We start from the raw sequence: 12,900 nt of genomic DNA on the forward strand, positions 1-12,900 counted from the left end.
CCGGAATGCGGGAAAACCCGAGAAAATTCGAAGTGAAATCCAAATGACGCAGGCGGGATTCATCAAGGCTGATCGAATAGGCGGCGGGCAGGATTGCCTGGTCATATGGCCGGTGGATTTGCTTTAAATGTTGTGATGCAGCATTTATGCGGTGGGATGGTGGCGCAGCGGAAAAAACTCTCGATTACGGCGGGGCCAGCGTTTGGCTGGCCCTCTACCTCGGACGTTGATGTGCCGGGTGAACCGCTATCGCGCTTCTTGCACCCCCAAGCAGCGCAAGCACAAGCCATCAGTTTCCGGCATTGACGGTTCGTGCCGGCGGCAGCATGGGCAGGCGCGCCAGGCTGTCGGCTTGAAAGACACTTCCGCGCTGTTGGCCAGCGAGCCATCCTGGCGCACATCTGCCGCTCCAAGAACGTCCGTGAACGCGCCGAGCTGGTCGGCAAGCGCAGGCGGAAGCGCCACTTCCACTTGGGCTGCGCCTTTGACCCAGTCAGTCCGGTTGGCTTCCACCCACCGGTTCAGCGCGCCCTTGACCTCAACCGCTGCTTCGTAGCAAGCAAGGTTCTCGGTCTCGTCCGCCAAGGCGGGCAAGGGCACATCGGCAAGCGTGGCCAGTAGCACGCTATCCATCTGTTCCGCGCCTGTTGTCTTCAGGTACTGAAAGACTTCTTCGCAAGAAAACGGCAGTACCGGCGTCAGCAGGCGCACGAGCGTGCGCACCAGCAAGCCCAGCACATGCTGGACCTGACGCCGGCGCGGCGCGTCAGGACGTTCGCAGTAGAGGCTGTCTTTCACCGCCGGGAAATAATCGCTGGAAGCGTTTTCCGCGTATCGCAGCAAATGGGATACGGCAGCGGCGAAATCGTATTGGTCGGCGGCGAGACATACGTCGGCGCCCAACTGACGCAGCAGGGCCACCTGAACCCTGTCCAGCGGATGCGTCAGCGGCTGCTCCTGCCAATCGAAATCCTGAAGGTTCTGCAAGCAGAACCGCATGGTGTTGCGCAGCTTGCGGAAGCGCTCTTTGGTCAGCGCTAAAGCCTCAACCGAAAACTTCAGCTCGCGCGTGAAGTCCTGTTGCAGCGTCCATAGGCGCAGCACGTCGGGGCTCAAGGCCTTCAGCATCTGATCTAGCGGCTGGTAGTTTTTGCTGGATTTTGAGAACTTCTGGCCCGTACCGTCCACCACAAAACCGTGGGTGACGACTTGCTTATACGGCGCCCCGCCGCCAGCCGCTGCGCAAGTCAGCAGCGACGACTGAAACCAGCCTCGGTGCTGGTCTGAGCCCTCAAGATACACGTCGGCGGTGCGGCCGTAGCGCTGCATCAGCACAAGCTGATGAGTTACGCCGCTGTCGAACCATACGTCCAGCGTGCGGCGCGGACCTTCACTTTGCCAGGCCTCAACGCCTTCGGTGGCGACCCGCGCGGCCAGGCGCAGATCGTCGGGGTTGGCGGGATCAACCAGGGGCGTGCCCCACAACCGGTTGCGCGACACGCACCAGGCCCCTCGGCCCGCCAGCATGCTGGTGAGCCGTTCGCGGCCGGAGGCGGGAACGAATGTCACGTCTTCCAGTGCGCGCAGTGCGCGCTGCCGGGTCTCGGCCAAGTCCAGGAACCACTCTTGCGAAGCGCGGAAGAACACAGGCGCCTTGTGACGCCAGCAATGGGGATATTCGTGTTCCAAGGTGCTTAGCGACACGGTCAGGGGGGCAACGCGTTCCAGCACGTGGGCTCGGGCTTTATCCAGATCCATGCCTTCCATGCCTGGGAGGACAAAGCGTCCATGCGCATCCAGGTACTGTTCAACCGGCAGACCGTACTGCTCGCACACGCGGAAATCGTCCGTGCCAAACGCCGGCGCCATGTGCACCAATCCGGTGCCTGCCCGGCTGACGAAGTCCGCTGGCAGGACGGGCACCGTCTGCTGGGTGTACGGACTGACCGCCATCAACCCGGCCAGTTCGAAGTCGGGCAATCGCTCGTCGCCGGGCTGGCGCAAGCGCACCCGCGAGCGCAGTCCGTCGGCCACTGCGACATAGCTCAGGGCGGGGTTGTAGGCGACGGCCTTGTTCGCAGGCAGCGTGTACGGCGTTGTGGTCCAGACGTCCAGAAACAGATTTTCCTGGCCCAGGACGGCAAACAGCACGACCAGGCTATCGCCAGCTTTGGTTTTGTACTCGACCTCGGCTTCTGCCAATGACGAAGCGCACGCCGGACACCAATGCACTGGCCGCAACCGCGTCACAGCGCCGGGTAGCGTTTGGAACACGAGGGCCGCGCCAGCCTCGAAGCCGGGCGCCATGGTCAGATATGGCTGGTCCCAATCGGCTGCCACGCCCAGGTCGCGGAACTGTGCGGTTTGCAGTTCCACCTGCGAGCGGGCGTAGGACCGGCAGGCCGCCACGAAAGCCGGCGGATCTTCCTTGCCATGGCCCAGCCGCTCGACCTCCAGTTCGACGGGCAGGCCGTGGCAGTCAAAGCCCGGCACATACGGCGCGAAATAGCCTTGCAGCCGCTTGAACTTGACCACCGAGTCTTTCAATCCCTTGTTGACGGCGTGGCCCAGATGCAGGGAGCCATTGGCATAGGGCGGCCCGTCATGCAGCAAGAAGAGGGGGCGGGCGCCTTGGGAGCGATGCAGGCGGTCAACAACGGGCGCGCTCGACCATCGCTTTAGGGCTTCTGATTTGTCGGCGTGGGTGGTGGCCAAGGGGAATTCATGCTTGAAAAGATTCAGCTTGTACATTTTTCGAGTCCAGAAATGCAAAAAGGGCAGCGCGGTATGCGCTGCCCTTGGAAGGCGAGGTGCGAAGGTGGGGCTTAGCTGCCCAACGTAATTCGCCCCCGGCGCCCAATGGCAGCGGAGGAGCGAATAATCACGATCGACAGGAATCTGGACACGGTTTTTGCCTGATAGGCGTGTTGACGTTGTAAATAAACTCTACCACAGGATCAGGACGCTATTTGTGGGCGTGCCCGCGCTGCCGTGCGAAAACCAAGCAAAAAGCGGGGTGCGCGACGCCGCCTGCCGCATGTCGCTGCGAGGCGCCCGCAAGACGGCTATTATTTGTCTCCATCCGTCGGCCAAACACCTGATTGATCAATGCGCCCGACCTGGATAGCCGCGCATCCCACTGAAAACCGTCTATGAAACCCATTAAGAAATCGAGCAAATTGGCTCACGTCCTCTATGACATTCGCGGCCCCATCATGGATCGGGCAAAGCAGATGGAAGACGAAGGCCAGCAGTTGATCAAGCTCAACATCGGCAATCTGGCTGTGTTTGGCTTCGATGCCCCTGAAGAGGTCCAGCAGGACATGATCCGAAACCTGCCCAACTCGGCGGGCTATTCGGATAGCAAGGGCATCTTTGCCGCGCGCAAGGCGGTCATGCACTACACCCAGGCGCAGGGCGTGCAGGGTGTGACGCTGGAAGACATCTACTTGGGCAACGGTGCATCCGACCTGATTGCGATGGCGACCAACGCGCTGCTCGACGACGGGGACGAATTGCTTCTGCCCACGCCCGATTACCCGCTATGGACGGCGGTGACGAGCCTGTCGGGCGGAAAACCCGTGCATTACCTGTGCGACGAGGCCAACGGCTGGATTCCCGACCTGGAAGATATACGCGCCAAGATCACGCCGCGTACCAAGGGCATCGTGGTGATCAATCCGAACAACCCGACTGGCGTGCTCTACCCCGACCACGTGCTGCGGGAAATTATCACCATTGCGCGCGAACACGGGCTGGTCATTCTGGCTGACGAGGTCTACGACAAGGTGCTGTATGACGATGTGCAGCACACCGCACTTGGCAGCCTGTCCACCGATGTGTTGACGCTGACCTTCAACTCGCTGTCCAAAAGCTACCGCGCTTGCGGTTATCGCGCGGGTTGGTTGGTGGTCTCGGGCGACAAGAACAGCGCACGCGATTACATCGAAGGCTTGAACATGCTTGCCAACATGAGGCTCTGCGCAAATGTGCCGGGCCAGTGGGCAATCCAAACCGCACTGGGCGGCTATCAGAGCATCAATGATCTGGTGTGCGAGGGCGGCCGGCTGCGCCGTCAGCGTGACCTGGCCTATGAGCTGATTACCGCTATTCCGGGCGTCACTTGCGTAAAGCCCCAGGCCGCGCTGTACATGTTCCCCAGGCTGGACCCCGAGGTCTATCCGATTGAGGACGACCGCCAGTTCTTCCTGCAACTGCTGGAAGCGACGCGCGTCATGCTGGTTCAAGGCACGGGCTTTAACTGGTCGCGTCCTGACCACTTCCGTATCGTGTTCTTGCCGCACGAACCGGATCTGCGGATAGCCATTGGCCGCATCGCCAAATTCCTCGAAGACTACCGCAACAAGCATGGCAAGAATGTGCCGGTTGCTTCGGAATCGGAATCGAGAGACAGCGCTGCCGCGTCATCGGTGGAGCTTGCGGCCAACGTCGATTAGGCGAAGTCCGTCTCTGGCTTGATCAAGGCAGAGACGGCACTTGCCGTTCTCCTGCGAGCTCCACGTTCAAGTGCAAGCCGGCATCAAGACCGGATACGCATCAACAGACGTCGTGATCAGGTAAGCGAGATCACTATTTTCTTATCGACTCCGCGTTCACGAACCGAAAAGGACGTGGAGTACGACGCCCCGCGTTGGTTCGCAAGGGCCATTTCGCGCAAATTGATGCCGTGAGCCAGCAGTTTGGCGTGCCCCGACTGCGGCAATATTCTGTTGGCAAGACTGATGAAAAAGGCAGGCGCTTTGATCGTCTTTTCATGCCGGCCGTCTATCAGTTTTTCGATCTTCAGCATTTTCACTACCCTTTCATTCGGCGCGGCGTTGGCGTGCGGATTTATCATCGGTGCAATCAAGCCTGGCATTTTAGATGAATCGCCGTACCCGGATTGGCCTGCTATTCCTATCGGTTCCGCCGCCAGAAACGCCCCTTCAACGCTGTAGGCAACTAGCCACGTCTGATGTCAGGCGGGCCATTTCCTTATCGACGCCAAGATCCGTGCAGTAGGCTCCCGCGCCTCGCAGTGACAGATCCAGGCGGGAAGCCTGCTTGGAAACCTCGGCTCTCAGACGAAAGCCGGCCACGTTCGGGGTGCTGTAGTGCTCGGTCTCAAGCACGCCCGATTGAACATCCCGGATGGCGTATTTTTTTTCAGAAACGTAGCCGCGATCGGCGTTTCCGACGGTTTCTTGATCGATACATGCAAAAACTTTCTCGACCGAGGCGCTCTGTGGAATGGCCATTGATGCGCGCTTGCTTGGGCCGAAAGCGTCGCACATCCCTGAAGACACTGAACATCCGCTTAATAGACCGGCGGCGGTCAGTGTGACGGCCAGCCTGCCCTTTAATTGCCAACGCGCCAGCGCCTTGAACCTGCGAGCCATATTCACGATCTCCCGAAACGACATGAGTCAGCGTCCGGCGGTGTGAAGGACACGTCGCGAAAGTATATCTCCGCCGGCTTGCACAGGGATGATTGCTCGACCGCCTGCGAGTATTGATCAGTCCCATTGGCTGAGCGCAGGCTTCGGTCAGGTCCGATTGCTCCGCCCCACGATCCTGGATAGCCTCACTGTCATTCGTTGGGCAGAACTAAAAGGAAACAGATGAAGCACTTCCCGCGCACCCCGTTTATCAGGCTCGATCGTAGTTTGTGTCATTGCGCTTGCACCCGTTGGAACTCCGTTGAATGCTGTGCTGGAGGCCGTCTGCCAGACGGCGCGGTAGGGTGACGAACGCCGCACGTGAGGTTATCCGGGTTGTCCTGGCGGATGGGCACCCAATATGCGTCAAAGGCGTGCAAATCGAGCTATCCGTGGAGGATGTCGCTCAGGTCGTCGCTTGCGCCTTTAATTCGACCGAGCTGTTCAACACCCTCGACTCCCATGAATGCGATGTGCTCGTCAGCGACTACGTCATGTCGGGCGCAGACTTTGGCGACGGCTTGAGCATGTTTGCGCGTATCCAGGAACGGTATCCCAGCCTGAAGCTGGTGGTGCTGACTTCTATCGACAATCGCATCGTGCTGCGAGCGCTGGAAGACTTGGGGGTACGGGCTATCGTCAGCAAGGGCGACCTGCCTGAACATCTGCGCAGGGCCTTGTGCGCCGCCTGCCGGGGCGAGCCCTACCGGTCGCCGCGTATCCAGGCCGCGATGACATCTACGATGACGGAATCCAGTTCTGAAGGCGTCTCCCACCTGACCCGTTGCGAAGTGGAGGTGGTGCGTTTGTTCCTGTCGGGGTTCTCGTTGGGCGAAATTGCCGAGAAGTTCAGCCGCAGCAAGCAGACGGTCAGCGCGCAAAAGCGTGCGGCCATGCGCAAGCTGGACGTCCACAATGACATTGATCTCGTCCGCTATGGAGTCAGAAGCGGTCTGGCGGCTTGAGGGGCAGGGCGCCAGCCCTGTTCTTCCTGTTGCGACAACAATTGGGATTGCGCGTCCTCCTGCGCAAGGGTAACGTCGCATCGTAGGTTTAATTCGGTGTTCGACATGCAGGGGTAATCGTTGGGGACTTTCACGGTTGTCGTGGCGATGCTGGTCGCCGTCTTACTCAGCGGCGTTATCGTCCGGCTGATTCCTCTTGCCATCCCCTTGCCGTTTGTGCAGATAGCACTGGGCTTCCTGATCGCCGCCGTCTTTCAGCGCGGCGTGTTGATAGAACCCGAGATCTTCTTCCTGCTGTTCCTGCCGCCCCTGCTGTTTCTGGACGGCTGGCGGGTGTCGAAGCTGGCGGTGCTGCGCGAGGCATCCTCCATCTTGCAGTTGGCGTTTGGCCTCGTGTTCCTGACGGTGATCGGGGTGGGCTACCTGATCCACTGGATGATTCCCGCCGTGCCGCTGCCGGTGGCGTTCGCCATCGCCGCCATCGTCTCACCCACAGATCCCGTGGCCGTCGAGGCGATTTCGCGCAGGGTTTACATTCCCCGCCGCATGATGGCGATCCTGGAAGGCGAGGCGCTGTTTAACGACGCAAGCGGCCTGGTTGCTTTCCGCTTCGCGGTGGCGGCTGCGGCGACGGGCTCGTTTTCCCTGCCACAGGCGACTCTGTCATTCTTCTGGGTGTCCATTGCTGGCCTGGGGATCGGCGCCGGGCTGACGTGGCTGATCATGCAGGTGCGCACATTTGTCACCCGCCGGCTGGGCGAAGAACCCGGTTCGGAAGTGCTGCTGAGTTTGCTGACGCCGTTTTTCGTGTACTTCGTGGCCGAGCACGCCAACGCGTCCGGCATTCTGGCTGCCGTCGCGGCCGGGGTCATGATGAGCTATTCCGAGCTGTCTGGGCGGGCGCTTGCCGCCACGCGCGTGGAACGCCGCGCGGTTTGGGACATGGTGCAGTTCACGTTGAACGGCATGATATTCGTGTTGCTGGGCGAACAATTTCCCACCATTTTGGCCGGTTTGTCGCGCGCTGCGGGCGAGGCTGGCGGTCAGCCGCTGTATTGGCTGCCGGTATACGGATTGGCGGTGTGTCTCGGCCTGGTCCTGTGCCGGCTGCTGTGGGTGACGGTGTCGCTCAAGCTCAGTGCAATGAAGGCTCGCCGGCGCGGGGCGCAGCCCCCCGAGGTGGGCCTGCGCGTGATTTTGGCGGTTTCAGTGGCAGGCGTGCGCGGCGCCGTGACCTTGGCTGGCGTCATGACGCTGCCCTTCGCACTGGACAGCGGCGCGCCCTTTCCCGCGCGTGACCTGGCCGTGTCGTTAGCGGCCATGGTGATCGTTTTTTCGCTACTGCTGGCGAGTCTGACGCTGCCCAGCTTGATGCGTGGCCTGCATTTTCCCGCCAACAGCCGCGTGCAGCGCGAAGCGTCGCTGGCGCAAGAGGCCATGCTTCAGGCCGCTTTGGAAAGCGTGGCCGCAGGCGCCAAGCGCCGTGCGGCCGAGCAACCCGATCAAGCCGCCGTGTATCTGGAGGTGGCTGACAGCTTGACGGCCACCTTGCGGCGCCAGGCGGGCGAATCGCCAGACGGCGTCTCCGCGGAAAAACTGGCCAAACAGGCCGCCATCGAACGGCAATTGCGGCTAGAGGCAATCGCCGCCTCGCGCGAGGCCGTATTTCATCTGGCCCGTACGCATCGTATTTCCGATTCACTGGCGCGCGAGCAGGTGCGGCTGCTGGATTTGCACGAAGCGCATCTGCGTTAGCGCGGTGACTTGCACGGGCGCTTCTCATTGGTCCAAGGTCTTTGAAGGGGGAAGATAGAGCATGGCTAGAGTTCCAGTGCATTGGGCCGCCGCGGCCGCAGCCGTCCTGCTGGCAGGTTGCACTTCGCGTAGCGCACCCTATGTGACCGTGTTCGACTCGTATTTTCCTGCCTGGATACTGTGTGCCGTGATTGGCATCGTGGGCGCATCGCTCGTACGCGTGTTGCTGGTGCGCTGGGGGCTTGACGAAGAATTGCCATTGCGCACGCCGGTGTATCTGTGCCTGGCCGCCGCGCTGATGTTCCTGAGTTCGCTTCTGTTTTTTACCCGCTGACCATGACGACATCCCAGCCTTCTTCCCATAAACGGCGAATTGCCCTCGTGTTGGCCGTGCTGATCGTGGTACTGGCCGTCGGGGCGGGGCTGGCGTATGTCAGCCGAATCGACGCCAAGCCCCTGTCCGAAGATGCGGTGCTGACGACAGACGTGGCGCGCGTCGCTGCGGCCGTCCCTGGCCGCGTCGTGGCGTTGAATGTGCGCGAAAACAGTCAGGTCAGCCGCGGCCAGGTGCTGTTTGCGCTTGATCCAGAGTTTTACCGCTTGCAGGTCGAACAGGCCGCCGCCGGTTTACGCATGGCGGAAGCGGCGCTGAGTTCGCGCGACCGTTCGGTTCAGGCCGAGCAGTCCAATGCTTCTATTGCGGCAGAGCAGATCGCACGGGCGCGTGCCAATGCGGCGCTGGCGGCGCAGACCTGGGAGCGGCTGAATGCGCTGCTGCCCAAGGGTTATGTGACCCGGCAGCAGGTTGATGAAGCCGCCACGCTTAAACGCAATGCCGAGACGAGCCTGAAGGAGGCTCAGGCGCAGTTGGCGGCCGCGCAGGCGCTGGTTGGCAACGCTGAAGGCGCAGAAGCCCTGGTGGCTGAACGGCGCGCAGCGCTGGCCATTGCTGAACGCCAGTTGCGTGAAACCGAGGTCAAGGCGCCGTTTGATGGCCGGGTTGCCGGTTTGTCGATCACCGAGGGCGACTACATGGTCCCCGCGCAGTCAGCGTTCTCACTGATTGATACCACCCGCTGGTTTGCCACGGCGACATTCCTGGAAACCGAGTTGCCCGCCATCCAGCCGGGTGACTGCGCCACGGTGTATGTGGCTGCCGATCGCCGGCGGGCGCTAAAGGGCGTGGTGGAATCGACGGGCTGGGGAGTCAGCGCAGAAGATTTGATCAATCTGCCGCGCCGCCTGCCCTATGTGCCCAAGTCCTTGAACTGGGTGCGGGTAGGGCAGCGCTTTCCCGTCCGCGTGAAGCTCGACAATCCGCCTGCGGAGTTGATGCGCGTCGGCGCGTCGGCAGTCGTGATGGTTGATCATGAAAAGCGGTGCTGACATTGGCTGGCTGAGCCTGCTGGCGCCGTTTCCGGGCCGGGCGGCCATGGCGTGGCGGATCGCGCTGGTCTGCGCGTTGACGGCAATGGTCGCCATGACTTATGGCATTCCTGAGTCAGCGATCAGTTGCTACCTGGTGTTCTTCGTGATGAAGCCGGATGCCGCTGAAAGTTCCCTGTTGGCGGTGGCGCTGTCGGTGCTGGTGGCGATTGTCGTCGTGGTGCTGTTGCTGCTGACCAATCTGACCTTGACGCTGCCCGCCATGCGCATCGTCGCGCTGGCGTTGTCGTCGCTGCTGCTGTTGTTCCTGGCCTCGGCAAGCAAGCTGGGGCCCTTGGGCGGCATCATCGCGCTGGTGCTGGCGTTTGGATTGACGCTGTTGAGCTACGTGCCTTTCGGCGAAGCTGCCACGCGCGGAATTCTCTACGCTTGGCTGATGGCGACGATGCCGATGGCGCTGGTGTTGATCGTCAGCGTGACGGTCGGACGCCGCCCGCTGGACCTGCTGCGTAGCACGGTCACGGAGCGCCTGGACGCGATTGCAAGCTACCTGGAAAGCGGAGGCCGCGCGGGCCGTGTGCGTCTGCGGGAATTGCTGGGGGAAGGCCAAGAGGAATCCATGAAGCGCTGGGGGCTGATGCGCGGACTGGCCTTGGCGCGCCGCGACGAAACCCGCCGGCTGGGCTTGGCGTTGCAAGAGTCCTACCGCATGCTGTTTGCGGCGCTGGCATTGCGCGATAGCGCGCAGGGCGATCAACCGGAACCCAGGGCGGCGTTGGCTGCCCGCACGCGCGAGGTCGGGCAGGCCTTGGCAGCCGGACACCTTGTGCCACCCGTGATCGAACCCCCGCCGGGCAACCCCGCCGCGACGCAAGCGTGGCGGGCGTTGTCGGCGATGACGGCAGACGCGTCGGCGATGCCCGCGCCGCAGCCCGCCGAACCCTTTCTGTCGCCCGACGCATTCCGCAATCCGGACCATATACGCTACGCCGCCAAGACAACGGCGGCGGCGTTGATCTGCTACCTGATTTATTCCGCACTGGACTGGCAAGACATCCACACGGCCATGATCACCTGCTACGTTGCCGCACTGGGCTCCGTGGCCGAAACCACGCAAAAGCTCATGCTGCGCATCATAGGTTGCCTGATCGGCGCTGCAATGGGGGTCGGCGCCATTCTGTTCCTGATTCCGCACATGAGCAGCGTAGGCAGCCTGATGGCGCTGGTGTTCGTGGGCGCCTTCGTGGCCGCCTGGGTCGCGGTTGGTTCGGAGCGCGTGGCCTACGCAGGTGTGCAGATCGCGCTGGCTTTCATGATGACGGTGTTGCAGGGTTTCGGGCCCAGCATCGACATGTCGATTGCGCTGGATCGCGTGATCGGCATCTTGCTTGGCAATGTCGTGCTGTATCTGGTGTTCTCGCAACTATGGCCCGTTAGCGTGGGCCATCGGGTGCGCGAGGAGCTCGGCCGTGCATTGGAAGGCCTGGCGCGCATGGCGCGTCTGGGCGAGGGCGGGCGGGATGAGGCGGTGGCGCAGGCTAGCGCCGTTGCTGGCCGATTGGCGGGCATACGGCGCGCGCTGGGGCTCGCTACGCTGGAGCCGCGCGGCCTGCGGCTGGACAGTGCGCGGTTGCGAGGGCTGATCGCCGTCACGCAATCCGTGCAGGCGCTGTGTATGCGCTTGCTGATTGATCCGCCCGGCCCGAACGCCGAACTGGCGGCCCGCTTGGAGGCCTTGGCGCGAACGGTGGCAGATGAAGGAAGCCCCGTTGCTGCCGCCCGGCACTCGGCAGCGCCGCTCGCGCCGGCGGGCAGCATCGAACACCTGAGCCAATTGATTGAAGGACGATGAGATGGAAGGACGGAAAGCCTCGGCCTGGCGTGCGGTGGGAATGGCATTGTCCACCCTCCCATTTGTGATGGCGTTGACGGCTTGCGTGGCGACCGGAAATCATGGCGCACCCGAATCGGCGCAACGGCAGTGGCAGTCGTCGGACGCGCCTGCCGAGTGGCGCGCGCTGGCCGTGTCTGGCCCGTCTGACGCTGGCGCTGCCAATTTGGATCACAGCCGCGAGTACGATTTGCCCGCGCTGATCGACCTGGCCCAGCGCAACAGTCCGGACACCCGCTTGGCGTGGAGCCAGGCTCGGCAGGCGGCGTCGGCTGTCGGCATCGCCGACGCCACGTTCCTGCCGATGCTGTCGGCGCATGTCGTGGGCGGCTATGTGTCGACACGCAATCAGTTGCCCGAGATTCTGGGGCAGCGCCCACACGTGGACACGAGCTCCAGCGGCGTGGTCCCGTTGGCGACGCTGCAATGGCTGCTGTTCGACTTCGGCCAGCGCAGCGCGTTGCGCGACAGCGCGCGCAGCCTGTCGCTGGGCGCCAATTTTCTTTACAACGGCGCGCACCAAAAGCTGATTTACAGCGTGATGAGCACCTACTACGAACATGATGCAGCGCGCCAGCGCAGCGAAATCGCGAAGGCGTCGTTGCGCAATAGCGAATCCGTGCTGGCGGCGGTGGAGGCCCGGCGCCGCAATGGCATGGCCACCACGATCGAACTGGCGCAAGTCCGTCAACTGGTCGCGCAGGCGCGCTTGCGGGTGGTCACGGCACAAGGCGCCGAGCGCAATACCTACCAGGCGCTGGCGGCCGCGGCCGGCGTCGATCCCACGGCCACGTTGCGCATTGCCCCTTTGGCGCGGAGGCCGCTGCCGCCTGCCGCGGATGTCGCAAGCCAGGAGATCCTGCACCAGGCATTGGCCGACCGCCCGGACGTGATGGCCAGCGTGGCCGCGTTGAAGGCGGCGGAGCATTCGGTGGACGCCGCAAAGGCGGACTTCCTGCCCAAGGTATATCTAGCGGGTTTCGCCGCAGCTGGAAACCGCAATCTGGATGTGGGCAACTTGCCTATTTTGGCAGGCCAGTCCAACGCCAACGGCGTGATCGTGGGGATCAGCGTGCCGATATTCGATGGCGGCCTGCGCAGCGCACGATTGCAAGATGCCAACGAGCGCGTCCAGGCGTCCCAAGCCGCGCTGTCCAAGCTGCGCATGGAGGCCATGCGCCAGATTGTCGTGGCGTCCACCACGCTGGAATCCGCTTTGCAAGCGAACGAGGCCGCGATCAGCCTGGAATCGGCGGCGTCGCTCACCTATGACGCGGCGCTGGATGCCTACCAGCATGGGGTTGGCACCGTCACCGCAGCGACCGAGGCCGCCAATGGACTACTGGCCGCCCGCAGCGCGCGCGCCGACGCCTATTCAGCCGCGATGACGGGCGCGGCTACGCTTGCGTTTTCGCTAGGGCGTATCAACGCCGAGAGCGGGCAATGAGTCTTCAGATATGAGTCC

10 protein-coding genes are annotated in these 12,900 nt (G+C 62.5%); 7 read left to right on the forward strand and 3 right to left on the reverse strand.

Annotation, left to right across the window (positions count from 1 at the left end; translation table 11 throughout):
* Nucleotides 1-246: 246 nt before the first annotated feature.
* Complete coding sequence (locus RAS12_RS27020; protein ID WP_306943238.1) at nucleotides 247-2,751, reverse strand: isoleucine--tRNA ligase; 2,505 nt, start codon at nucleotides 2,749-2,751, stop codon at nucleotides 247-249.
* A 401-nt stretch (nucleotides 2,752-3,152) separates the two neighbouring features.
* On the opposite strand from RAS12_RS27020, the gene RAS12_RS27025 reads away from it, so the two are divergent.
* Complete coding sequence (locus tag RAS12_RS27025; protein ID WP_306943240.1) at nucleotides 3,153-4,457, forward strand: pyridoxal phosphate-dependent aminotransferase; 1,305 nt, start codon at nucleotides 3,153-3,155, stop codon at nucleotides 4,455-4,457.
* Nucleotides 4,458-4,573: 116 nt separating this feature from the next.
* On the opposite strand, the gene RAS12_RS27030 is transcribed toward RAS12_RS27025, so the two are convergent.
* Nucleotides 4,574-4,879: a hypothetical protein gene (locus tag RAS12_RS27030; RefSeq protein WP_306943242.1), complete on the reverse strand. Its 306-nt coding sequence runs from the start codon at nucleotides 4,877-4,879 to the stop codon at nucleotides 4,574-4,576.
* A 67-nt stretch (nucleotides 4,880-4,946) separates the two neighbouring features.
* The gene (locus RAS12_RS27035; RefSeq protein WP_306943243.1) at nucleotides 4,947-5,423 is read right to left on the reverse strand and encodes a hypothetical protein; all 477 of its coding nucleotides are present in this window, start codon (nucleotides 5,421-5,423) and stop codon (nucleotides 4,947-4,949) included.
* 281 nt (nucleotides 5,424-5,704) lie between these two features.
* On the opposite strand from RAS12_RS27035, the gene RAS12_RS27040 reads away from it, so the two are divergent.
* The 6 genes from RAS12_RS27040 (at nucleotide 5,705) to RAS12_RS27065 (ending at nucleotide 12,882) form a co-directional block, all read left to right on the forward strand.
* Nucleotides 5,705-6,403: a response regulator gene (locus RAS12_RS27040; protein ID WP_306943245.1), complete on the forward strand. Its 699-nt coding sequence runs from the start codon at nucleotides 5,705-5,707 to the stop codon at nucleotides 6,401-6,403.
* 120 nt (nucleotides 6,404-6,523) lie between these two features.
* Complete coding sequence (locus tag RAS12_RS27045) at nucleotides 6,524-8,158, forward strand: Na+/H+ antiporter (protein ID WP_371321224.1); 1,635 nt, start codon at nucleotides 6,524-6,526, stop codon at nucleotides 8,156-8,158.
* A gap of 61 nt (nucleotides 8,159-8,219) precedes the next feature.
* Nucleotides 8,220-8,492 carry a YtcA family lipoprotein gene (locus RAS12_RS27050; RefSeq protein ID WP_306943247.1) on the forward strand — a complete coding sequence of 91 codons (273 nt, stop codon included), beginning with the start codon at nucleotides 8,220-8,222 and terminating at the stop codon, nucleotides 8,490-8,492.
* Nucleotides 8,493-8,494: 2 nt separating this feature from the next.
* Entirely contained in the window at nucleotides 8,495-9,544 is a 1,050-nt protein-coding gene (mdtN, locus tag RAS12_RS27055) for a multidrug transporter subunit MdtN (protein WP_306943249.1), read from the forward strand.
* Nucleotides 9,528-11,396, forward strand: a complete 1,869-nt coding sequence (locus tag RAS12_RS27060) for an FUSC family protein (RefSeq protein ID WP_306943250.1) — start codon at nucleotides 9,528-9,530, stop codon at nucleotides 11,394-11,396. The genes mdtN and RAS12_RS27060 overlap by 17 nt, the downstream gene beginning before the upstream one ends.
* Nucleotides 11,397-11,436: 40 nt before the next feature.
* Entirely contained in the window at nucleotides 11,437-12,882 is a 1,446-nt protein-coding gene (locus RAS12_RS27065) for a TolC family protein (protein ID WP_306943252.1), read from the forward strand.
* The last annotated feature ends 18 nt before the right edge of the window (nucleotides 12,883-12,900 follow it).

It is taken from the genome of Achromobacter seleniivolatilans, from assembly GCF_030864005.1.
Classification (GTDB): domain Bacteria; phylum Pseudomonadota; class Gammaproteobacteria; order Burkholderiales; family Burkholderiaceae_B; genus Achromobacter; species Achromobacter seleniivolatilans.